At 54.4% G+C, this 23829-nt stretch carries 16 protein-coding genes; 14 read left to right on the top strand and 2 right to left on the bottom strand.

Annotated elements, in window-relative coordinates; all coding sequences use genetic code 11:
• Positions 1–58: 58 nt before the first annotated feature.
• A complete protein-coding gene (sseA, locus tag FDW94_RS20170) occupies positions 59–904 on the bottom strand; it encodes a 3-mercaptopyruvate sulfurtransferase (RefSeq protein ID WP_048225027.1) in 846 nt (281 codons plus the stop codon).
• 206 nt (positions 905–1110) lie between these two features.
• On the opposite strand from sseA, the gene FDW94_RS20165 reads away from it, so the two are divergent.
• The 13 genes from FDW94_RS20165 to FDW94_RS20105 all read left to right on the top strand — a co-directional run bounded on the left by FDW94_RS20165 (position 1111) and on the right by FDW94_RS20105 (position 20838).
• The gene (locus tag FDW94_RS20165; protein ID WP_137378149.1) at positions 1111–6045 is read left to right on the top strand and encodes an alpha-2-macroglobulin; all 4935 of its coding nucleotides are present in this window, start codon (positions 1111–1113) and stop codon (positions 6043–6045) included.
• Positions 6046–8358 carry a peptidoglycan glycosyltransferase PbpC gene (gene pbpC, locus FDW94_RS20160; RefSeq protein WP_137378148.1) on the top strand — a complete coding sequence of 771 codons (2313 nt, stop codon included), beginning with the start codon at positions 6046–6048 and terminating at the stop codon, positions 8356–8358.
• 148 nt (positions 8359–8506) lie between these two features.
• Positions 8507–8938, top strand: a complete 432-nt coding sequence (gene ndk, locus FDW94_RS20155) for a nucleoside-diphosphate kinase (RefSeq protein WP_003037710.1) — start codon at positions 8507–8509, stop codon at positions 8936–8938.
• A gap of 251 nt (positions 8939–9189) precedes the next feature.
• Positions 9190–10356, top strand: a complete 1167-nt coding sequence (locus FDW94_RS20150; protein WP_008785455.1) for a bifunctional tRNA (adenosine(37)-C2)-methyltransferase TrmG/ribosomal RNA large subunit methyltransferase RlmN — start codon at positions 9190–9192, stop codon at positions 10354–10356.
• A 283-nt stretch (positions 10357–10639) separates the two neighbouring features.
• Positions 10640–11638, top strand: coding sequence for a cytoskeleton protein RodZ (gene rodZ, locus FDW94_RS20145; RefSeq protein WP_008785454.1), 999 nt, complete (start codon positions 10640–10642; stop codon positions 11636–11638).
• 26 nt (positions 11639–11664) lie between these two features.
• Entirely contained in the window at positions 11665–12783 is a 1119-nt protein-coding gene (gene ispG / locus FDW94_RS20140; protein ID WP_003037720.1) for a flavodoxin-dependent (E)-4-hydroxy-3-methylbut-2-enyl-diphosphate synthase, read from the top strand.
• Between the two features lie 110 nt (positions 12784–12893).
• Positions 12894–14168, top strand: a complete 1275-nt coding sequence (gene hisS / locus FDW94_RS20135) for a histidine--tRNA ligase (protein ID WP_137378147.1) — start codon at positions 12894–12896, stop codon at positions 14166–14168.
• Between the two features lie 13 nt (positions 14169–14181).
• A complete protein-coding gene (locus FDW94_RS20130) occupies positions 14182–14802 on the top strand; it encodes a YfgM family protein (protein WP_003835172.1) in 621 nt (206 codons plus the stop codon).
• 10 nt (positions 14803–14812) lie between these two features.
• The gene (gene bamB, locus FDW94_RS20125; RefSeq protein WP_008785453.1) at positions 14813–15991 is read left to right on the top strand and encodes an outer membrane protein assembly factor BamB; all 1179 of its coding nucleotides are present in this window, start codon (positions 14813–14815) and stop codon (positions 15989–15991) included.
• A 118-nt stretch (positions 15992–16109) separates the two neighbouring features.
• Positions 16110–17582: a ribosome biogenesis GTPase Der gene (gene der / locus FDW94_RS20120; RefSeq protein ID WP_003835168.1), complete on the top strand. Its 1473-nt coding sequence runs from the start codon at positions 16110–16112 to the stop codon at positions 17580–17582.
• 300 nt (positions 17583–17882) lie between these two features.
• Positions 17883–19424, top strand: coding sequence for a peptide MFS transporter (locus FDW94_RS20115; RefSeq protein ID WP_137378146.1), 1542 nt, complete (start codon positions 17883–17885; stop codon positions 19422–19424).
• A 63-nt stretch (positions 19425–19487) separates the two neighbouring features.
• Positions 19488–20570, top strand: a complete 1083-nt coding sequence (locus FDW94_RS20110; RefSeq protein ID WP_137378153.1) for a Gfo/Idh/MocA family oxidoreductase — start codon at positions 19488–19490, stop codon at positions 20568–20570.
• Between the two features lie 52 nt (positions 20571–20622).
• The gene (locus FDW94_RS20105) at positions 20623–20838 is read left to right on the top strand and encodes a zinc ribbon domain-containing protein (protein ID WP_003835160.1); all 216 of its coding nucleotides are present in this window, start codon (positions 20623–20625) and stop codon (positions 20836–20838) included.
• Here FDW94_RS20105 and xseA read toward each other — a convergent pair.
• On the bottom strand, positions 20835–22208 hold the full coding sequence (gene xseA, locus FDW94_RS20100; RefSeq protein ID WP_137378145.1) for an exodeoxyribonuclease VII large subunit: 1374 nt from the start codon (positions 22206–22208) through the stop codon (positions 20835–20837). The genes FDW94_RS20105 and xseA overlap by 4 nt on opposite strands.
• A gap of 160 nt (positions 22209–22368) precedes the next feature.
• Between xseA and guaB the strand changes: the two genes are divergently transcribed.
• On the top strand, positions 22369–23829 hold a 1461-nt coding region (gene guaB, locus FDW94_RS20095), incomplete at its 3' end, for an IMP dehydrogenase (protein ID WP_137378152.1).

Here is a 23829-nt window from a genome sequence, read left to right as displayed (position 1 = left end):
TGCACAGAGAGGATAATACAAGGCCGGATAAGCGAAGCGCTATCCGGCTTTTCCAGCTTTATAATTGCGGTTCTACCGGTAAATCGTTGCGCGCTCCCCATTCGCTCCATGCGCCGTCATACAATGCGACGTCAGAAACGCCCAGCGTGGCAAGTGCCAGCACGACGACGGCAGCCGTTACGCCGGAGCCGCAGCTGGCGATAATAGGGCGGTCAAAGCTCACGCCGTGGCTGAAGAAAATAGCATCCAGCTCATCGGTGGTTTTCAGTTCGCCGTCACGAACCAGTTCTGTCCACGGTACGTTAAGCGCACCCGGCACATGACCACGTTTCAGACCAGGACGCGGCTCGTCAACTTCGCCATTAAAACGCGCAGCCGGACGGGCATCGACGATCTGCGCCGTTTTTTCATGACTGGCCAGCAGTACATCGGTAACGCGCACAACTGCGTCAGGCGTAAAGGCCACGTTAAATTCACCTTCAGGTAAATCCTCATCGCCTTCCTTGAGCATTAGCTCATCGCGCTTCCAGCCTGCCAGACCGCCCGCCAGAATGGAGACATTTTCGACGCCAAATGTCCGCAGCATCCACCATGCGCGTGGCGCGGAAAACAGATTACCGTCATCGTAGATAACCAGATGCTTATCCTGATCAACGCCTAGCTCGCGCATCGCAACGGCAAAGGCTTCGGGGCGTGGCATCATATGCGGTAGCGGTGAGGTATGATCGGAAAGCGCTTCAATATCAAAAAATACTGCGCCAGGAATATGGCCCGCACGATACTCCTCGCCAACATCGCGATCTTCCTGTCCTGGAGGTGCCATCCGGGCATCAAGAATTTGTATTTCCGGGTCGTCAATGTGTTCGGCAAGCCAGTCGGCAGCGACAAAGAAGGCGGTGGTCATAGGCATCTCCATTTTTACCAGGTTTTGGCAAATTGTCGGATGTTTACCGTAAAGCGACAAGTAAAACAGGCTGATTTGTCAGGTGAATCCACATTAATCACTTAAATTAAGACAACGTTGTTCAGTTACTGACTTCCACAGCCGGAAATCTGACGCATAATAGTTGTTCTACGTAGCTAACGGGCCACTACGGCCAGGGATGAAAAATGAAACATTTACGCGTAGCGGCCTGCATGCTGATGCTGGCACTGGTCGGGTGCGATAATAATAACGAAAAATCACCGACGGCTGCGAAACCTGACTCGCCAGCTCCCCAGACTGCGCCAGTAAAAGACAAGGCCCAATTACAAAAGCTGGTGCAACAAAGCCAGGGCAAGTCGCTGACGCTGCTGGATGCCTCAGAGGTCCAGCTCGACGGTGCGGCAACACTCGTTTTGACCTTCTCCATTCCCCTCGATCCAGAACAAGATTTTTCCCGCGTCGTGCACGTTGTTGATAAAAAAAGCGGCAAAGTGGATGGTGCCTGGGAGCTGGCGCCAAATCTGAAAGAGCTGCGCTTACGCCATCTGGAACCTAACCGGGAACTGGTGGTGACCATTGAGCGTGATTTGCTGGCGCTGAATAAAGCGACGTTCGCTATTGATTATGAAAAAAACATTACCACCCGCGATGTACAGCCAAGCGTTGGGTTTGCCAGTCGCGGCTCGCTGTTGCCGGGAAAAGTAATTGAAGGCCTGCCGGTAATGGCCCTCAACGTTAACAGCGTGGATGTGAACTTCTTTCGTGTGAAGCCTGAATCGCTCGGCGCATTTGTCAGCCAGTGGGAATACCGCAATTCGTTGACGAACTGGGAATCTGACAATCTATTGAAAATGGCGGAACTGGTGTATACCGGACGCTTTGACCTCAATCCTGCGCGTAACACCCGTGAGAAGCTGCTGCTGCCGCTGAGCGATATCAAGCCGTTGCAGCAAGCAGGTGTTTACATCGCGGTGATGAATCAGGCTGGACAATACAACTACAGTAATGCCGCTACGCTGTTCACGCTCAGCGATATTGGTGTGTCTGCGCACCGTTACCATAATCAACTTGATGTCTTTACGCAGAGTCTGGAAAACGGCGCTGCGCAGCAGGGTATAGAGGTCACCTTACTCAACGAAAAAGGACAGACGTTGGCGCAGGCTACCAGCGACGCGCAGGGTCATGTCAAACTGGAGACTGATAAAGACGCGGCTTTATTGCTGGCCCGCAAAGACGGGCAAACCACGCTGCTGGATTTGAAACTCCCGGCGTTGGATCTGGCTGAATTTGATATTGCCGGTGCACCGGGATACAGCAAACAGTTCTTTATGTTTGGTCCCCGTGACCTCTATCGTCCTGGCGAAACGGTGATCCTCAACGGATTACTGCGTGACAGCGACGGCAAAACGTTGCCCGACCAGCCGGTGAAGCTGGAGGTCGTGAAGCCCGACGGGCAAGTGTTACGTTCGGTGGTTAGCCAGCCGGAGAACGGTCTGTACCGCTTTAGCTGGCCGCTGGACACCAACGCACCAACCGGTATGTGGCATATTCGTGCTAATACGGGCGACAACCAGTCACGGATGTGGGATTTCCACGTCGAAGATTTTATGCCTGAGCGGATGGCGCTCAATCTCTCCGCTAATAAGATTCCCGTGGCTCCGGCTGATGAAGTGAAGTTCTCGGTAGTGGGCTACTACCTGTACGGCGCGCCCGCTAATGGCAATGTTCTGCAAGGGCAGCTTTTCCTGCGCCCGCTGCGCGAAGCGGTGCAGGCATTGCCGGGGTTCCAGTTTGGTAATATTGCCGAAGAAAACCTGTCCCGCAGCCTCGATGAAGTTCAGCTTACGCTGGATGAACACGGTCGCGGCGAAGTGACCACCAACAGCCAATGGCAGGAGACGCATTCCCCGTTACAGGTGATCCTGCAAGCCAGCCTGCTGGAGTCAGGTGGCCGCCCGGTGACGCGTCGGGCTGAACAAGCCATCTGGCCTGCGGACACGCTGCCGGGTATTCGTCCGCAGTTTGCGGCAAAAGCCGTCTATGACTACCGCACTGATACCACCGTGAATCAGCCTATCGTTGATGAAAACAGCAACGCCGCTTTCGACATTGTTTATGCCGATGCGCAGGGCGAGAAAAAAGCGGTGTCCGGTTTGCAGGTGCGTTTGATCCGCGAGCGCCGGGATTATTACTGGAACTGGTCTGAAGGCGAGGGCTGGCAATCACAGTTCGATCAAAAGGATCTGGTTGAAGGTGAGCAGACTCTGGATCTTAAGGCCGATGAAACCGGTAAAGTCAGCTTCCCGGTTGAGTGGGGTGCCTATCGTCTGGAAGTGAAAGCCCCGAATGATGCGGTGAGCAGCGTACGCTTCTGGGCAGGTTATAGCTGGCAGGATAACAGCGACGGCAGTGGGGCCGTGCGTCCCGATCGCGTGACTCTGAAACTGGACAAACCCAGCTACCGTCCTGGCGATACCATGAAGCTGCACGTTGCCGCTCCCGCTGCTGGCAAAGGTTATGCGATGGTGGAATCCAGCGAAGGCCCGCTGTGGTGGCAAGAAATAGACGTACCGGCGGATGGTCTCGATATCTCCATCCCGATTGATAAAACCTGGAATCGCCACGATTTGTATCTCAGTGCGCTGGTGGTTCGTCCTGGCGACAAGTCCCGTTCGGCCACGCCAAAACGGGCGGTTGGTTTACTGCATTTGCCGTTAGGTGATGAAAACCGTCGTCTGGCGCTGGCGCTGGAAAACCCAGCGAAAATACGTCCAAACCAGTCGTTGACCGTCAAGATTAAAGCCAGCGTCAAAAATGGCGGCGTACCAAAACAGGTCAACGTGCTGGTCTCTGCCGTTGATAGCGGGGTGTTGAACATTACCGATTACGCCACGCCAGATCCGTGGCAGGCATTTTTCGGACAAAAACGCTATGGCGCGGATATTTATGATATTTACGGCCAGGTGATCGAAGGGCAAGGGCGGCTGGCGGCGCTGCGTTTTGGTGGTGATGGCGATGAATTAAAACGCGGCGGTAAGCCACCGGTCAATCACGTCAATATCGTGGCGCAACAGGCGCTGCCGGTCACGCTCAACGAGCAGGGCGAAGGTACGGTGACGCTACCGATTGGTGATTTCAACGGCGAGCTACGGATAATGGCACAGGCCTGGACGGCGGATGACTTTGGCAGCAGTGAAAGCAAGGTGATTGTTGCCGCGCCGGTAATTGCTGAACTGAATATGCCGCGTTTTCTGGCGGGAGGCGATACCTCGCGACTGACGCTGGACGTTACTAACCTGACTGACAAACCGCAAACACTGAATATTAAGCTCGCGGCCAGCGGTTTACTGGAACTGATGGGACAAGATCCTGCTCCATTGAATCTGGCACCAGGCGTACGGACTACGTTGTTTATTCCGGTGCGTTCGCGGGAGGGGTTTGGCGATGGCGAAATTCAGGCAGAAATTAGCGGTCTGACTTTACCGGGTGAAACGCTGCCAGTTCAGCATAAACAGTGGAAGATTGGCGTGCGTCCGGCGTTCCCGGCGCAAACCGTTAATAACGGTGTCGCACTTCAGCCGGGCGCAACCTGGCAGCTTCCGGGCGAAGAACTGACCAATTTCTCCCCTGCAACGATGCAGGGACAACTGCTGTTCAGCGGTAAGCCGCCGCTAAATCTGGCGCGTTATATCCGCGAACTGAAGGCTTACCCTTACGGCTGCCTGGAGCAAACTGCGAGCGGGTTGTTCCCATCCTTATACACTAACGCTGCGCAATTGAAGGCGTTAGGTATTGTGGGTGACAGCGATGAAAAACGCCGCGCGGCAGTCGATATTGGGATTTCTCGTTTAGTGCAGATGCAGCGTGATAACGGCGGTTTCGCGCTGTGGGATAAAAACGGGTCGGAAGAGTACTGGCTGACCGCGTATGTCATGGATTTCCTCGTTCGGGCAAATGAACAGGGCTACAGCGTCCCGGTAGAGGTCATTAACCGTGGCAACGAACGGCTGCTGCGCTATTTGCAGGATCCAGGAATGTTGTCGATTCGCTATACCGACGACTCTTCAGCAAGCCGGTTTGCCGTACAAGCCTACGCCGCGTTGGTTCTGGCGCGTCAGCAAAAAGCCCCGCTCGGCGCATTGCGTGAGATCTGGGAGCGTCGTGCGCAAGCGGCCTCTGGTTTACCGCTGTTACAACTGGGAATCGCGCTGAAAAATATGGGCGATGCTAACCGCAGTGAACAGGCGTTGACGCTGGCGCTGAATACGCCGCGCCGCGATACGCAACAGTGGATGGCGGATTACGGCAGTGCGTTACGCGACAACGCGCTAATGCTGGCCTTGCTCGAAGAGAACAAGCTCAAACCTGACGTGCAGAATACGCTGCTGAACACGTTGTCAGAACAGGCCTTTGGGCTGCGCTGGCTCTCGACTCAGGAAAATAATGCGTTGTTCCTTGCCGCCCGTACGTTACAGGACTTGCCAGGCACATGGCAGGCGCAAACGTCACTCTCGGAGCAACCGTTAGCCGGGGAGAAATCACAGACGCGTAATCTGGATGCCGATGCGCTGTCTACGCTGAGCGTCACCAATACCGGTAATCAACCGCTGTGGCTGCGTCTGGATGTGAGCGGTTATCCGCAAACCTCACCGACGCCTGCCAGCAACGTTCTGCATATTGAGCGTCAAATCCTGGGGCTCGACGGAAACAGTAAATCACTGGATTCGCTGCGCAGCGGCGAGCTGGTGCTGGTCTGGCTGGAGGTGAAAGCCAGCCAGAACGTGCCGGATGCGCTGGTGGTTGACTTACTGCCAGCAGGACTGGAATTGGAAAACCAGAATCTGGCCAACGGCAGTGCCAGCCTGCAGGATAGCGGTAGCGAAGTGGCGAATCTGCTTAATCAGATGCAGCAGGCAGATATCCAGCACGTTGAGTTCCGTGACGATCGCTTTGTCGCTGCGGTGGCGGTCAATGAAGGACAACCGGTTACGCTGGTCTATCTGGCGCGAGCGGTAACGCCGGGGACCTACCAGGTTCCCGTCCCACAGGTGGAATCAATGTATGTTCCGCAGTGGCGCGCGACCGGTGCGACAGAGGGACTTTTGATTGTCAGACCGTAAATGATGCGCGGGTTGGGTAAACGCGGCTGCTGGCTCTGGCTGGCAGCCGTTGCGCTATTGATTGTGGCGGCAGTTTGGGCGGCAGATAAAATCTGGCCGCTGCCCTTGCACGAAGTCGATCCGGCACGGGTCGTGGTGGCACATGATGGTACGCCACTCTGGCGCTTTGCCGATGCCGAAGGTATCTGGCGGTATCCGGTAACGATTGATGAGGTGTCGCCCCGCTACCTTGAGGCGTTAATTAACTATGAAGACCGCTGGTTCTGGAAGCATCCCGGCGTCAATCCGTTTTCAGTACTGCGCGCAGCATGGCAGGACCTCTCCTCTGGGCGTGTGGTTTCGGGCGGCAGTACGCTCACCATGCAGGTCGCACGATTACTCGATCCCCATCCGCGAACCTTCGGCGGCAAGTTTCGCCAGCTCTGGCGCGCATTGCAGCTGGAATGGCATCTCTCCAAACGCGACATCCTGACACTGTATCTCAACCGTGCGCCGTTTGGCGGTACGCTGCAGGGCGTCGGGGCGGCAAGCTGGGCCTATCTTGGTAAATCACCCGCGCATTTGAGTTACTCCGATGCCGCGCTACTGGCTGTTTTGCCACAGGCACCGAGTCGCCTGCGTCCGGATCGCTGGCCGGACCGTGCTGAAGCGGCGCGTAATAAAGTACTCGAACGTATGGCGAGCCAGGGTATTTGGCCTGCCAGACAGGTACAGGAGTCGCGTGAAGAGCCTGTCTGGCTGTCACCCCGGCAAATGCCGCAGTTAGCGCCGTTATTCTCGCGCATGATGCTGGGAAAAAGCCGGAGCGATAAAATCGTGACTACCCTTGATGCCGGATTGCAACGTCAACTGGAAGAGCTGGCGCAGAACTGGAAGGGGCGCTTACCTGCACGCAGTTCGCTGGCAATGATTGTGGTCGATCACACCGATATGAGCGTGCGTGGTTGGGTGGGGTCGGTAGATATGAATGACGACTCCCGCTTTGGTCATGTGGATATGGTGAATGCGATCCGTTCGCCTGGCTCGGTATTGAAGCCGTTTGTTTACGGTCTGGCGTTGGATGACGGACTCATTCATCCCGCTTCGTTGTTGCAGGATGTCCCGCGGCGAACCGGAGATTATCGACCGGGGAATTTTGACAGCGGTTTTCATGGCCCGGTGAGTATGAGCGAAGCGCTGGTAAGGTCGTTGAATTTACCCGCCGTGCAGGTGCTCGAAGCCTATGGTCCGAAGCGCTTTGCCGCATCGTTACGTAACGTCGGCTTACCGCTGTATCTGCCTGCAGGGGCTGCGCCGAATCTGTCGCTGATTTTAGGTGGCGCGGGGGCAAGGCTGGAAGATATGGCCGCAGCGTACAGCGCCTTTGCCCGTAAGGGAAAAGCGGGAAAACTGCGTCTGCAGCCGGGTGACCCACTGCTTGAACGTCCGTTGATGTCGGCGGGCGCGGCGTGGATTATTCGCCGTATTATGGCCGACGAAGCGCAACCGCTGCCGGATAACGCACTGAGCAGAGTGGTTCCGCTGGCGTGGAAAACGGGCACCAGCTATGGCTATCGCGATGCCTGGGCGATTGGCGTTAACGCCCGTTATGTGATCGGTATCTGGACTGGCAGACCAGACGGAACGCCGGTGGTGGGCCAGTTTGGATTTGCCAGCGCCGTGCCGCTGCTCAATCAGGTCAACAATCTTTTGCTCTCTCGCGGGACCAATCAGCCGGAAGATCCACGTCCTGATTCCGTGAGTCGCGGCGTGGTGTGCTGGCCGGGCGGGCAATCCCTTGCCCCAGGAGACAGCAACTGCCGTCGCCGTCTGGCAACCTGGTTACTGGATGGCAGTCAGCCGCCAACGTTATTATTGCCCGAGCAGGAAGGGGTTAATGGCATTCGTTTTCCTGTCTGGCTGGATGATGAAGGCAAACGTGTGGCGGCGGATTGCCCGCAGGCGCACGAGCAAACGTTAATCGTCTGGCCATTGCCGCTGGAGCCATGGCTACCGGAATCAGAACGCCGTGGGGCGAGATTACCGCCAGTTTCTGCCACGTGTCCGCCGCTGGGGCAAGACGCTTCGCAGCCATTGCAGTTGACAGGCATTCGTGATGGCGCGATTGTGAAGCGTTTACCCGGTTCTGCTCAAGCCTCATTGCCGGTGCAAACCAGTGGTGGGAGCGGTGAACGCTGGTGGTTTCTTAACGGTGAAAGGCTGGAAGAACGTGGACGTCGTCTTACGCTACGGCTGGCGACTAAAGGGGATTATCAACTGCTGGTGATGGATGACGCTGGTCAGGTAGCGACGGTGAGATTTTCGATGCAGTAGACCAGTTGGTGACTGTTTGTTGCTAAAGTTCATCTTATTTTAAAGAAATGTTACCTTCATCAATAGTCAATTGCCGGGATGCTCTTTATAATCCGCGCCAGGTCGTACATCTATATAGACAACAACAGAACACATTACAGAGGTTATCATGGCTATTGAACGTACTTTTTCCATCATCAAACCAAACGCGGTGGCAAAAAACGTTATTGGGAGCATCTTTGCGCGCTTTGAAGCAGCAGGGTTCAAAATTGTCGGCACTAAAATGCTGCACCTGACCGTTGAGCAGGCACGTGGCTTCTATGCTGAGCACGATGGCAAACCGTTCTTTGACGGTCTGGTTGAATTCATGACCTCCGGTCCGATCGTTGTTTCTGTTCTGGAAAGCGAAAATGCCGTACAGCGTCATCGCGATCTGCTGGGCGCAACCAACCCGGCGAATGCGCTGGCCGGTACTCTGCGTGCAGACTATGCTGACAGCTTCACCGAGAATGGTACTCACGGTTCCGACTCCGTTGAGTCAGCGGCGCGCGAAATCGCCTATTTCTTTGGTGAAGGTGAGGTTTGCCCGCGCACTCGCTAATAAGCTCGTGGGGTAGGCCAGATAAGCATTTGCGCATCCGGCTCTGCTTTGCCTGATGGTGACGCTGATGCGTCTTATCAGGCCTACGATCTTCCTTTACATATTATTTTCGCTAATGCTTCGTGCAAACGTGGCATCCCTGCGCCAGACTTTGTACAATGCAACGCCCCGGAAGAGCAGATCGCTTGCCGGGGCGTTTCTTTTTAACCCTCCACGGGCCACAACGTGTAACAACGAGGCCGGAAAAAATTATGTCTGAATTAGTTAACACCTCTGAAGTCGTCATTCCTGCGGTTCCAAATAAAAATGGAAAAATTAACCTGCTGGATCTGAACCGTCAGCAAATGCGCGAATTCTTCAAAGAGATGGGCGAAAAACCGTTTCGTGCCGATCAGGTCATGAAGTGGATGTACCACTATTGCAGCGACAACTTTGATGACATGACTGACATCAACAAGGTGCTGCGTAACAAGCTGAAAGAAGTGGCTGAAATTCGCGCCCCGGAAGTGGTGGAAGAGCAGCGTTCTTCTGACGGTACGATCAAATGGGCTATCGCGGTTGGCGATCAGCGCGTTGAAACGGTGTATATCCCGGAAGACGATCGTGCGACCCTGTGTGTTTCTTCACAGGTCGGGTGCGCATTAGAGTGTAAATTCTGCTCTACGGCGCAACAGGGCTTTAACCGTAACCTGCGGGTATCGGAGATCATTGGTCAGGTCTGGCGCGCGGCGAAGATCGTCGGTGCGGTAAAGGCTACGGGCGTGCGTCCTATTACCAACGTGGTGATGATGGGGATGGGTGAGCCGCTGCTCAACCTGACCAACGTAGTTCCGGCGATGGAAATCATGCTTGATGACTTCGGTTTTGGGCTGTCCAAGCGTCGCGTCACGCTATCCACCTCAGGCGTTGTCCCTGCGCTGGATAAGCTGGGTGATATGATTGACGTCGCGCTGGCGATTTCTCTGCATGCGCCGAACGATGAAATTCGTGACGAAATTGTACCTATCAACAAAAAGTACAATATCGAAACATTCCTTGGCGCGGTTCGTCGTTATCTGGAGAAGTCCAACGCTAACCAGGGTCGTGTAACCATTGAGTATGTGATGTTAGATCACATCAATGATGGCACTGAACACGCGCATCAACTGGCAGAACTGCTGAAAGATACGCCGTGTAAGATCAACCTGATCCCGTGGAACCCGTTCCCGGGCGCGCCGTATGGCCGTAGTTCTAACAGCCGTATCGATCGTTTCTCCAAAGTGTTGATGAGCTATGGTTTCACTACCATCGTGCGTAAAACACGTGGTGATGACATCGATGCAGCCTGCGGTCAGCTGGCGGGCGATGTTATCGACCGTACCAAGCGTACTCTGCGTAAGCGTATGCAGGGCGACGCTATCGAGATTAAGACCGTTTGATGTTGGCGCACTACGGTATAATTCCTGTACCGTAGTGCAACGTAAGCCATATGAGGTTTTTTGTTGTCGTCGTCAGGTCAATAATAACGGTGCGTTTTTGTCGACTTTAAGGCAGTATGTAACGGCGTAACAAGTGTTTAGCCCTCAGGTTTACGCCGTTTTGTCATTGATAGTCTGACCGTTTTATACTGTCTGACGAAGGTTAACTGACCAGATGTTTCGCGGTGTGGGTGAGCATTGTGGCTCGCCGGCATCAGAACCCAAATTTACGCAGCTGTAGCGAATGAATACTGAAGCCACGCACGACAAAAATGAAACACTATCCACCGGCGTTCGTCTGCGCAATGCCCGTGAACAACTCGGATTCAGCCAGCAGGCAGTCGCGGAGCGACTTTGCCTGAAGGTCTCCACGGTACGCGATATTGAAGAGGATAAGGCGCCAGCCGATCTTGCTTCAACATTCCTGCGCGGGTATATCCGTTCTTATGCGCGTCTGGTGCATATTCCTGAAGAAGAACTGTTGCCAGGGCTGGAAAAACAGGCTCCGATTCGACCAGCTAAAGTCGCACCGATGCAGAGCTTCTCGCTCGGCAAACGTCGTAAGAAACGCGACGGCTGGTTAATGACCTTTACCTGGCTGGTACTGTTTGTCGTTGTCGGACTGACAGGCGCCTGGTGGTGGCAGAACCATAAAGCACAGCAGGAAGAGATCACCACCATGGCCGATCAATCCTCTGCTGAGCTGAATGCCGGTAAAGAGGGCGCGCAGAACGTACCGTTAGATACCAGCGCAGCAGCAGGGCAGGATACCCCTCCGGCTCCTGACGATGGTGCGGTAGCGGACGCAGCGCCAACGCCAGACGTTGCTGCGACCCCGGCACCCGCCGCTGATGCGCAACAGAACGCCGTTGTTGCCCCTTCTCAGGCTAACGTCGATACCGCAACCGCAGCGCCAACAGCGCCAGCTACAGCGGCTCCTCTGCCGACCGATCAGGCAGGTGTGACTACACCTGTAGCCGATCCTAACGCGCTGGTGATGAACTTTACCGCCGATTGCTGGCTGGAAGTAACCGATGCGACCGGTAAAAAACTGTTCAGCGGGATGCAGCGTAAAGACGGCAATCTAAACCTGACCGGTCAAGCGCCGTACAAACTGAAAATTGGCGCCCCGGCGGCAGTGCAGATTCAGTTCCAGGGTAAACCTGTCGATCTGAGTCGTTTTATCAGAACTAACCAGGTTGCGCGTCTGACCGTTAATGCCGAACAATCACCGGCTCAGTAACAGACGGCAATGCGGGAGATTTTTTAATGCATAACCAGGCTCCAATTCAACGTAGAAAATCGACACGCATTTACGTTGGGAACGTGCCGATCGGCGATGGTGCGCCCATCGCCGTACAGTCTATGACTAATACGCGTACCACGGATGTGGAAGCGACGGTTAATCAGATTAAAGCGCTGGAACGCGTAGGCGCAGACATTGTTCGTGTCTCTGTACCGACAATGGATGCCGCAGAAGCGTTCAAGCTTATCAAACAGCAGGTTAACGTCCCGTTGGTTGCCGATATTCACTTCGACTATCGTATCGCGCTGAAGGTAGCGGAATACGGTGTTGATTGCCTGCGTATTAACCCAGGTAATATCGGCAGTGAAGAGCGTATTCGCATGGTGGTGGATTGCGCTCGTGATAAAAATATTCCTATCCGTATCGGCGTCAACGCCGGATCGCTGGAAAAAGATCTGCAGGAAAAATACGGTGAACCGACGCCGCAGGCGCTGCTGGAATCCGCTATGCGCCATGTGGATCACCTCGATCGTCTGAACTTCGATCAATTCAAAGTCAGTGTTAAAGCGTCTGACGTTTTCCTCGCCGTAGAATCCTATCGCCTGCTGGCGAAACAGATCGATCAACCGCTGCATCTGGGGATCACCGAAGCCGGTGGCCTGCGTAGTGGTTCGGTGAAGTCCGCGATCGGCCTTGGCCTGCTGTTATCTGAAGGGATCGGCGATACGCTGCGTGTTTCTCTGGCAGCCGATCCGGTGGAAGAGATCAAAGTGGGTTTCGATATCCTGAAATCGCTGCGCATTCGCGCGCGCGGGATCAACTTCATCGCTTGCCCAACCTGTTCGCGTCAGGAGTTTGACGTTATTGGTACGGTTAACGCGCTGGAGCAACGCCTGGAAGATATCATTACGCCAATGGACGTTTCGATCATCGGTTGCGTGGTAAACGGTCCTGGTGAAGCGCTGGTTTCTACGCTGGGCGTGACGGGCGGTAACAAGAAAAGCGGCCTGTATGAAGACGGCGTGCGTAAGGACAGACTCGATAACGACGACATGATTACGCAGCTTGAAGCCCGCATCCGCGCTAAAGCGAGTATTCTGGACGAAGCGCGTCGTATCGACGTGCAGCAGCTTGAAAAATAACAACGTGATGGGAAGCGGCGTGCTTCCCGTGTATGATTGAACCCGCATGGCGCCCGCATTGTTCGGGTTAGCGCTGAGGGTTCATTTTTATATTCATAAAGAGAATAAACGTGGCAAAAAACATTCAAGCCATTCGCGGCATGAACGATTATCTGCCTGGCGAAACCGCCATCTGGCAGCGCATTGAAGGCACTCTCAAAAACGTGCTCGGTAGCTACGGTTACAGTGAAATCCGCTTGCCGATTGTAGAGCAGACCCCGTTATTCAAACGCGCGATCGGTGAAGTTACCGACGTGGTTGAAAAAGAGATGTATACCTTTGAGGACCGTAATGGCGACAGCCTGACATTGCGTCCTGAAGGGACTGCGGGCTGCGTACGCGCCGGCATCGAACATGGTCTCCTGTACAATCAGGAACAGCGTCTGTGGTATATCGGGCCGATGTTCCGCCACGAACGTCCGCAGAAAGGACGCTATCGTCAATTCCATCAGATGGGTGTCGAAGTATTTGGCCTGCAAGGCCCGGACATCGATGCGGAGCTGATTATGCTGACCGCTCGCTGGTGGCGCGCGCTGGGTATTTCTCAGCATGTTAGCCTTGAGCTGAACTCAATCGGTTCGCTTGAAGCCCGCGCTAACTACCGTGATGCGTTGGTCGCCTACCTGGAACTGCATAAAGAGAAACTGGACGAAGACTGCAAGCGTCGTATGTACACCAATCCGCTGCGCGTTCTCGACTCCAAAAACCCGGAAGTACAGGCGCTGCTCAACGACGCGCCTGCACTGGGCGACTATCTTGATGACGACTCTCGCGAGCACTTCGCGGGCTTGTGCAAACTGCTGGAATCCGCAGGCATTGCCTACACCGTCAATCAGCGTCTGGTTCGTGGTCTTGATTACTACAACCGCACCGTATTTGAGTGGGTCACCAGCAGCCTGGGCTCTCAGGGCACCGTGTGTGCCGGTGGTCGTTACGACGGTCTGGTCGAGCAACTTGGCGGTCGTGCAACGCCTGCCGTGGGCTTTGCTATGGGGCTGGAACGACTTGTTTTGTTAGTTCAGGCAGTTAATCCGGAATTTAACGCAGATCCTGTTGTCGATATATACCTGGTCGCTTCAGGGGCGGACACGCAGTCGGCGGCAATGACGCTTGCAGAACGTCTGCGCGATGAAGTTCCTGGTGTGAAACTGATGACAAACCACGGTGGCGGCAACTTTAAGAAACAGTTTGCCCGTGCCGATAAGTGGGGCGCCCGCGTTGCACTGGTACTGGGCGAGTCCGAAGTGGCTGACGGTACTGTTGTAGTGAAGGATTTGCGCTCTGGTGAGCAAACGGCAGTAGCGCAGGATAGCGTTGCCGCGCATTTGCGCACTTTACTGGGCTAAGGAGAAGGACAGCGTGGAAATTTACGAGAACGAACACGACCAGGTTGATGCGGTAAAACGCTTCTTTGCTGAAAACGGCAAGGCGCTGGCTGTTGGGATCATTTTAGGGGTTGGCGCGCTGGTTGGTTGGCGTTACTGGACCAGCCATCAGACGGAGTCCGCACGCTCTGCTTCTTTGGCATATCAAAATACGGTGACTGCGGTTAGCGCGGGTAAACCGGACAGCATTCCTGCCGCTGAGAAATTTGCTGCAGAGAATAAAAATACCTACGGCGCGCTAGCTTCACTGGAACTTGCGCAGCAGTTTGTTGACCAAAATGAACTTGAGAAAGCCGCAAGTCAGCTGCAACAGGGCTTGGCTGCGACCAGCGATGAAAATCTCAAAGCGGTGATTAACCTGCGTCTGGCTCGTGTTCAGGTTCAGCTTAAACAGGCTGATACCGCGCTGAAAACACTCGACACCATTAAAGGTGAAGGGTGGACGGCCATTGTTGCCGATCTGCGCGGTGAAGCGTTGCTGAGCAAAGGCGACAAACAAGGTGCGCGTAGCGCATGGGAAGCGGGTGTGAAAAGCGATGCCTCTCCTGCTCTGAGCGAAATGATGCAGATGAAAATCAATAATTTGTCCATCTGAGAGGGACCCGATGCAATTGCGTAAATTACTTCTGCCAGGGCTGCTTTCCGTTACCCTATTGAGCGGCTGTTCACTGTTTAGTGGCGAAGAAGATGTCGTTAAGATGTCCCCATTACCGGTGGTTGAAAACCAGTTTACTCCGTCTACGGAATGGAGCACCTCCGTAGGTAACGGTATTGGTGATTTCTATTCCAATCTTCACCCTGCGCTGGCGGATAATGTTGTCTATGCAGCCGATCGCGCTGGTGTAGTGAAAGCATTGAACGCAGGCGACGGTAAAGAAGTCTGGTCTGTGAATCTGGGTGAGAAAGACGGCTGGTTCTCCCGTGCATCTGCACAGCTTTCTGGCGGTGTAACCGTGTCCGGCGGACATGTTTACATTGGCAGCGAAAAAGCGCAGGTCTATGCGTTGAATACCAGCGACGGTACCACCGCATGGCAGACGAAAGTCGCCGGTGAAGCGCTGTCTCGTCCTGTTGTGAGCGATGGCGTAGTTTTGATCCACACCAGCAACGGCCAGTTGCAGGCATTAAACGAAGCTGATGGCGCCATCAAATGGACCGTTAACCTCGACATGCCTTCTCTGTCACTGCGCGGCGAATCTGCCCCAGCGACCGCCTTTGGCGCAGCTATTGTCGGCGGTGATAACGGTCGCGTGAGCGCAGTGCTGATGCAGCAGGGCCAGATGATTTGGCAGCAACGTATTTCTCAGGCGACAGGTCCAACGGAAATCGATCGTCTGAGTGACGTTGATACCACGCCGGTTATCGTCAATGGCGTTGTTTATGCGCTGGCTTATAATGGTAACCTGACGGCGCTGGATCTGCGCAGCGGTCAGATTATGTGGAAACGCGAACTGGGCTCGGTGAATGATTTCATCGTCGACGGTAACCGTATCTACCTGGTTGACCAGAATGACCGCGTACTGGCGCTGACCACCGATGGCGGCGTGACGCTGTGGACGCAAAGCGATCTGCTGCACCGTCTGCTGACGTCCCCGGTATTGTATAATGGCAATCTGGTCGTCGGTGATAGCGAAGGCTACCTGCACTGGATTAACGTTGACGATGGTCGTTTTGTTGCCCAGCAGAAAGTCGACAGCTCAGGTTTCCTGACCGAGCCGGTCTCTGCTGATGGTAAACTGCTGATCCAGGCGAAAGACGGTACGCTGTACTCCATTACGCGTTAATCGTCCCGGCCGCTCGCTTTGAAAAACGGCTCCTGGTGCAGGGGCCGTTTTACTGTTTTTAACAACGGGGCAAAAAATGTGCCCGTTGTCTGATGATTTTTTAAATGAGGCTTTAAACATGGTACCTGTGGTCGCGCTTGTCGGGCGCCCTAACGTTGGCAAATCCACGTTATTTAACCGTCTAACTCGCACCCGAGATGCGCTGGTTGCGGATTTCCCGGGTCTGACTCGTGACCGTAAGTACGGTCGTGCGGAAATTGAAGGCCGTGAGTTTATCTGTATTGATACCGGCGGTATTGATGGCACCGAAGACGGTGTTGAAACCCGTATGGCGGAACAGTCGCTGTTGGCTATCGAAGAAGCAGACGTTGTGCTGTTCATGGTGGATGCGCGTGCTGGCCTGATGCCAGCGGATGAAGCTATTGCTAAACACCTGCGTTCGCGCCAGAAACCGACGTTCCTGGTCGCCAACAAAACTGACGGACTCGATCCTGACCAGGCTGTTGTTGATTTCTACTCATTGGGTCTGGGTGAAATTTATCCGATTGCGGCGTCCCATGGTCGTGGTGTTCTCAGCCTGCTGGAGCATGTTCTGCTGCCGTGGATGGATGACGTTGCTCCTCAGGAAGAAGTGGATGAAGACGCAGAATACTGGGCGCAGCTTGAAGCCAAAGAAAACGGCGAAGAAGAGCCTGAGGACGATTTCAACCCGCAGGATTTGCCGATTAAACTGGCAATCGTCGGCCGTCCGAACGTAGGTAAGTCCACGCTTACTAACCGTATTCTCGGCGAAGACCGCGTGGTGGTTTACGACATGCCGGGAACCACGCGTGACAGTATTTATATTCCGATGCAGCGCGATGAACGCGAATATGTGCTCATCGATACCGCGGGCGTGCGTAAGCGCGGCAAAATTACCGAAGCGGTAGAAAAATTCTCAGTAATCAAAACGCTGCAGGCAATTGAAGATGCCAACGTTGTGATGCTGGTGATTGACGCGCGTGAAGGGATTTCCGATCAGGACCTGTCGCTGCTGGGCTTTATCCTCAATAGTGGGCGCTCACTTGTTATCGTTGTGAACAAGTGGGATGGCCTGACGCAGGAAGTAAAAGAGCAGGTCAAAGAGACGCTGGACTTCCGTCTGGGCTTTATTGATTTTGCGCGCGTACACTTTATCTCAGCTCTGCACGGTAGCGGCGTGGGTAACCTGTTTGAATCGGTCCGTGAAGCATACGATAGCTCTACACGTCGCGTGAGCACCGCGATGCTGACGCGCATCATGACCATGGCAGTAGAAGATCATCAGCCGCCTCTGGTGCGTGGTCGTCGTGTGAAGCTGAAATATGCCCATGCCGGTGGTTATAACCCGCCAATCGTGGTGATTCACGGCAACCAGGTCAAAGACCTGCCGGATTCCTACAAGCGCTATCTGATGAACTATTTCCGCAAGTCTTTGGACGTAATGGGGACGCCGATCCGTATTCAGTTCAAAGAAGGGGAGAACCCGTTTGCGAACAAACGTAATACATTGACGCCGACTCAGATGCGTAAGCGTAAGCGTTTGATTAAGCACATCAAAAAAAGCAAGTAACTGTTGCTGATGCAGATAAAAACCCGCGCTTGTCGCGGGTTTTTTTTCGTCTGCCCATTGCTGATCTCCCCCTGTGTAAAGTCAATCACTATTCGTTTTTTGCCAAGTTTAAATCTAAGAAAGTAGACATTTGTCGAGTTTTCATCTTAAAGTCCGGGGGCTGGTACTAGACAAAACTAGCCTTAGGTTATCAAATGGTTAAATAACTTTTCGCCGCATGTAAAAAATCGGTCAGATACGTAACTGGCTGGCGTACATCGCGGTGTTTACACGCACGACGACATAACTTTCGGGAGAATTATGCAATCCTCTGTTAATCAAAAAGAAAGCCGAACTTTCTTCGGTCATCCTTACCCGCTCGGCTCGCTGTTCTTCACAGAGATGTGGGAGCGCTTCTCGTTTTACGGCATTCGCCCGTTACTGATCCTGTTTATGGCTGCTACCGTTTATGACGGCGGCATGGGGCTGGCGCGTGAAAATGCCTCGGCGATTGTGGGTATCTTTGCCGGTACGATGTATCTCGCCGCGTTGCCTGGTGGCTGGCTGGCGGATAACTGGCTCGGCCAACAGAAAGCGGTGTGGTACGGTTCCATTTTGATTGCGCTCGGTCACTTGTCGATCGCGCTCTCGGCCATTATGGGGAACAACCTGTTCTTTATCGGCCTGATGTTTATCGTGCTCGGTTCCGGTCTGTTTAAAACCTGTATCTCAGTGATGGTTGGCACGCTGTATAAAAAAGGCGATGCGCGTCGCGACGGCGGTTTCTCGCTGTTCTATATGGGCATCAATATGGGATCGTTTATCGCGCCGCTGATCTCCGGCTGGCTGATTAAATCCCACGGTTGGCACTGGGGCTTTGGCATCGGTGGTATCGGGATGCTGGTGGCGTTGATCATCTTCCGCGTGTTTGCCGTTCCATCGATGAAACGTTATGACAGCGAAGTGGGTCTGGACTCAACCTGGAACAGCCCGGTAGTGAAACGTAACGGTGTGGGCGCGTGGCTGCTGGCGCTGGCCGTCGGCGTAGCCGTTATCGTTACGCTGATTGCGCAGGGCGTGATTGTGATAAATCCGGTCGCGGTTGCCAGCATACTGGTATACGTGATTGCCGCCTCCGTTGCCTTGTACTTTATCTACCTGTTCATCTTTGCCGGTTTGAACCGTAAAGAGCGCGCCAGACTGCTGGTCTGCTTTATCCTGCTGGTTTCCGCCGCGTTCTTCTGGTCTGCATTTGAGCAGAAGCCAACCTCATTCAACCTGTTCGCTAATGACTACACTAACCGTATGATCGGCGATTTTGAAATCCCGGCGGTCTGGTTCCAGTCGATAAACGCACTGTTTATCATTCTGCTGGCACCGGTATTCAGCTGGGCGTGGCCGAAACTGGCGAGCATGAACATTCGCCCGAGCAGCATCACCAAGTTCGTTATCGGTATTCTCTGTGCCGCTGCAGGCTTTGGTCTGATGATGCTGGCAGCGCAAAACGTTCTCAGTAACGGTGGCGCAGGCGTCTCCCCATTCTGGCTGGTGGGCAGTATCCTGATGCTGACGCTTGGTGAGTTGTGCCTGAGCCCGATCGGTCTGGCGACCATGACGCTGCTGGCCCCGGAAAGAATGCGCGGGCAGATGATGGGCCTGTGGTTCTGCGCCAGTGCGCTGGGTAACCTGGCCGCAGGTCTGATTGGTGGTCATGTGAAGGCCGACCAACTGGATATGCTGCCGGATCTCTTCGCTCGCTGCTCGATTGCGTTGCTTATCTGCGCTGCGGTACTGATCGCCCTCATTGTGCCGATCCGTCGCATGCTGGAGAATACGCAAACTAAACCGGCTACTAGCGCCTGATAACACCTCGATTGTGCCGGGGCAGACGTGATGTCCCGGCCAATTCATTTACGAGGTGAGAACATGCTGTTAGGGTTTGTTGGGCTTGGCGCAGTCGTTGAAACGGCATACTTGCCCGCATTGCGTAAACTTTACGGTGATTCCCTGTGCTGTGTGGGATTTGACGTGCAACCCGCAAAACAGCCCGCTGGTGTGACACGCTGTGCATCGCTCGCTGAACTTCTTGCAACACCGCTTGATACCCTGTTTATCACCACCGCTTCTCTGCATCATCTCGATGTGCTTGAACAGGCGCTGGCCGCTCCCATCGCACGAATCGTGGTTGAAAAACCGATTGTTGCCACGCTTTCCCAAATTGAAAAACTGAAAACGCTGCTGGAGCAACCCAACGCTGCCGACCGTGTGCTGGCGCTCGACCACTGGATGGCGCGCAATGGCGCAATGCAGCTGGCATTGGGAAAACTCGGTGCGCAGTGGCAGGGCGATAACCCACAACAGGCACTTGTCTCTCACTTTTCAGACGTTGTTAAAATCGACGGTTTTTTGCAGGAGCCGAGCGGATATAACGCTACAGGAGAGCCGATCGCGCTCAACTTTGCCACTGGTGAGCCAGATACGCGTGAGCTTCGCCACCCGGACGGTGTGATTCTGGACATTGGCACACACGTACTGGCCATGCTGCGTGAAACAGTGCGTTACCTGGGCGGTAATGACAGCATGACCCTGCAGGTGAAGAGCGCTAAAGACCGTCTGGGACGTAACATCATCCAGGGTGACCTGACCACGGCTGAAGGAGAGGCGCATCTGCAAGGACTGATTAGCGGTGTACCGTTGGATATCTGGCTGAATAAATACGCGGGGCCTGCTGGCGGACAAAAAGGTCTGCGCCTTTATCTGCGTGATGGGCGTATCATCAGCTACGACCGACGGGGTGCCGACGATGTGCTCGAATTGATTGACGGTGATGTTGTGCAACGCTGGTGTCTGCCTGGTACGATTTATGCCCATTGTCTGGCGGAACATATTCTGGGGACGCAAAGTCTGTTTGAACGCAGCCCGCAGGAGGTGAGCCGCACGACGCAGCGCAGGCTAGATGAGGTAGAACGATTACTGATCCTACAGCAACAGTTGCGTGGTTCACACTAAGCGTATCATGGTAAAATTAGCGCAGAATTGAACACCATTTAAAGGAGTCACCATGTCGATGACCTGCCCGGATTGTCATGCAGAACTGGAACCACAAAACGGTGTGGCACACTGTGAAAACTGTAAAAAAGATATTCCGTTAGAAGCGCGCTGCCCGGAGTGCCATCAGCCACTCCAGGTGTTAAAAGCCTGCGGTGCGGTGGATTACTTCTGTCAGAATGGCCATGGTCTGATCTCGAAGAAACGTGTGGAATTTGTGCCGGTTTAATCTGGCTTTTTCTTACGCGTTTTCTTTGCCGTCGTTACGCCTTTCACTTCGCTCTCTACCCAGCCGTCTGACAGGCGGGTAGTGAGCACATCACCGGTTTTTACCTGTTTGGTCTGCTTCAGCACTTTGCCGTCCGTCGCGGTAGTGACGCTATAGCCGCGAGCGAGCGTCGAGAGAGGACTCACCGCTTCAAGGTGCGTCACCACATTACCGAAGCGTTCTCGCTGTGCGCTTAAACGCGCGCGGATATTCTCTGCCAGACGGTACTCCAGTTGCTGAATACGGGTTTGCGCCCGATAAATTCGCGGCTGTGGGTTTTGCTGGCTCAGGCGTTGACTTACGCGCTGTTGGCGCTGATTGGCCTGCTTAATCTTATTCTCAAGAGCGAAATTCATCCGCTGACGCAGCCGCTCCAGCACGGTCTGCTGACGGGCCAGACGCAGTTGCGGATGTTGCTGTTGCAAACGGTGATGAAGCTGGGTAAAGCGACGAGTACGGTTGGCGATGTAGTAGTCCATCGCCATCTCCAGACGCTGCTGGCCATGCTGAATTTGACGCAGCAGTTCCAGTTGATTGCGGCTAACAATTTCCGCCGCTGCTGATGGCGTAGGCGCCCGTAAATCTGCAATAAAATCGGCAATAGTGACATCTGTTTCGTGGCCGACGGCGCTTACTACCGGAATGCGGCTGGCAAAGATTGCCCGTGCTACGCGTTCGTCGTTAAAACTCCACAAATCTTCCAGAGAACCGCCGCCGCGCCCGACGATAAGCACATCGCACTCGCCCCGCGCGTTCGCCAGCTCAATGGCGCGAACGATCTGTCCTAGCGCATCGTCGCCCTGGACCGCGGTCGGGTAGATAATAACGGGCAGGGATGGGTCACGGCGCTTCAGCACGTGGAGAATGTCGTGCAGCGCAGCCCCGGTTTTCGAGGTAATGACCCCAACGCAGTGAGCCGGTGAGGGTAGTGATTTTTTGAACTGCTGATCGAATAGCCCTTCAGCCTGCAGTTTGGCTTTGAGTTGCTCATATTTTTGCTGCAACAAACCTTCACCAGCTGGCTGCATGCTCTCAACAATTATCTGGTAGTCGCCACGCGGTTCGTACAACGTAATGTTGGCGCGTACCAGGACCTGCTGACCGTGCTGTGGGCGGAACGTTACCCGTCGATTGCTGTTGCGAAACATCGCGCAGCGTACCTGGGCGGTGTCATCTTTGAGCGTGAAATACCAGTGACCGGAGGACGGTTGAGTGAAATTCGAGATTTCACCGCTGATCCAAACTTGTCCCATTTCCTGCTCAAGCAGCAAACGAACCGTCTGATTTAGGCGGCTTACGGTAAAAATTGAGGTGGTCTGAGAGGATAACATGTGAGCGGGATCAAATTCTAAATCAGCAAGTTATTCAGTCGAAAGTAACATGCTCACAGAGGAGCGCAAGGTTTTTTTGCAAAAAAGTGTGGATGCAATCGGTTACGCTCTGTATAATGCCGCGGCAATATTTAATAACCTCCCAGGTGAGATATTGCCCATGCTACGTATCGCAAAAGAAGCCCTGACGTTTGACGACGTCCTCCTCGTTCCCGCTCATTCTACCGTTCTGCCGAATACTGCTGACCTCAGCACCCAGTTGACGAAAACCATTCGCCTGAACATTCCTATGCTCTCCGCAGCAATGGACACCGTGACGGAAGCGCGCCTGGCAATTGCCCTGGCCCAGGAAGGCGGCATCGGTTTTATCCACAAAAACATGTCCATCGAGCGCCAGGCTGAAGAAGTTCGCCGCGTGAAGAAACACGAATCTGGCGTGGTAACTGACCCACAGACCGTACTGCCAACCACTACTCTGCGCGAAGTGAAAGAACTGACCGAGCGTAACGGCTTTGCTGGCTACCCGGTAGTGACTGAAGATAACGAACTGGTCGGCATCATCACCGGCCGTGACGTGCGTTTTGTGACTGACCTGAACCAGCCGGTTAGCGTATATATGACGCCAAAAGAGCGTCTGGTGACCGTTCGTGAAGGCGAAGCGCGCGATGTCGTTTTTGCCAAAATGCACGAAAAACGCGTTGAGAAAGCGCTGGTTGTTGATGACAGCTTCCACCTGCTCGGCATGATAACCGTAAAAGATTTCCAGAAAGCAGAACGTAAACCTAACGCCTGTAAAGACGAGCATGGTCGTCTGCGCGTTGGTGCAGCGGTAGGTGCTGGCGCAGGTAACGAAGAGCGTGTAGACGCGCTGGTTGCCGCTGGCGTAGACGTTCTGCTGATTGACTCCTCTCACGGCCACTCTGAAGGCGTTCTGCAGCGTATCCGTGAAACTCGCGCTAAATATCCTGACCTGCAGATCATCGGCGGTAACGTTGCTACGGGCGCAGGTGCTCGCGCGCTTGCTGAAGCTGGTTGCAGCGCAGTTAAAGTGGGTATCGGCCCTGGCTCCATCTGTACTACCCGTATCGTGACCGGCGTCGGTGTTCCGCAGATCACTGCCGTTTCTGATGCCGTTGAAGCGCTGGAAGGCACCGGTATTCCGGTTATCGCCGACGGCGGTATTCGTTTCTCCGGCGACATCGCTAAAGCGATTGCTGCTGGTGCTGCCGCAGTGATGGTTGGCTCCATGCTGGCGGGTACTGAAGAATCCCCGGGCGAAATCGAACTGTACCAGGGCCGTTCTTACAAATCTTACCGCGGTATGGGTTCTCTGGGCGCGATGTCCAAAGGGTCTTCTGACCGTTACTTCCAGAGCGATAACGCTGCTGACAAACTGGTCCCGGAAGGTATCGAAGGTCGCGTTGCCTATAAAGGTCGCCTGAAAGAGATCATTCACCAGCAGATGGGCGGCCTGCGCTCCTGTATGGGTCTGACCGGCTGTGGTACTATCGACGCGCTGCGAACGAAAGCAGAGTTTGTACGCATCAGCGGTGCGGGTATTCAGGAAAGTCACGTTCACGATGTGACCATCACCAAAGAGTCCCCTAACTACCGCATGGGC

The organism is Citrobacter sp. wls757 (assembly GCF_005280935.1).
In the GTDB taxonomy this organism is placed as follows: Bacteria; Pseudomonadota; Gammaproteobacteria; order Enterobacterales; family Enterobacteriaceae; genus Citrobacter; species Citrobacter portucalensis.
The sequence above is the reverse complement of the archived record's forward strand: the minus strand, read 5'-3'. Positions and strand labels throughout refer to the sequence as shown.

Coding starts and splice junctions, on each gene's coding strand:
- rodZ (WP_008785454.1), top strand. CDS start 10,640: ATGAATACTGAAGCCACGCACGACAAAAATGAAACACTATCCACCGGC.
- ispG (WP_003037720.1), top strand. CDS start 11,665: ATGCATAACCAGGCTCCAATTCAACGTAGAAAATCGACACGCATTTAC.
- FDW94_RS20165 (WP_137378149.1), top strand. CDS start 1,111: ATGAAACATTTACGCGTAGCGGCCTGCATGCTGATGCTGGCACTGGTC.
- FDW94_RS20115 (WP_137378146.1), top strand. CDS start 17,883: ATGCAATCCTCTGTTAATCAAAAAGAAAGCCGAACTTTCTTCGGTCAT.
- FDW94_RS20110 (WP_137378153.1), top strand. CDS start 19,488: ATGCTGTTAGGGTTTGTTGGGCTTGGCGCAGTCGTTGAAACGGCATAC.
- sseA (WP_048225027.1), bottom strand. CDS start 904: ATGACCACCGCCTTCTTTGTCGCTGCCGACTGGCTTGCCGAACACATT.
- FDW94_RS20105 (WP_003835160.1), top strand. CDS start 20,623: ATGTCGATGACCTGCCCGGATTGTCATGCAGAACTGGAACCACAAAAC.
- der (WP_003835168.1), top strand. CDS start 16,110: ATGGTACCTGTGGTCGCGCTTGTCGGGCGCCCTAACGTTGGCAAATCC.
- bamB (WP_008785453.1), top strand. CDS start 14,813: ATGCAATTGCGTAAATTACTTCTGCCAGGGCTGCTTTCCGTTACCCTA.
- FDW94_RS20150 (WP_008785455.1), top strand. CDS start 9,190: ATGTCTGAATTAGTTAACACCTCTGAAGTCGTCATTCCTGCGGTTCCA.
- xseA (WP_137378145.1), bottom strand. CDS start 22,208: ATGTTATCCTCTCAGACCACCTCAATTTTTACCGTAAGCCGCCTAAAT.
- ndk (WP_003037710.1), top strand. CDS start 8,507: ATGGCTATTGAACGTACTTTTTCCATCATCAAACCAAACGCGGTGGCA.
- pbpC (WP_137378148.1), top strand. CDS start 6,046: ATGATGCGCGGGTTGGGTAAACGCGGCTGCTGGCTCTGGCTGGCAGCC.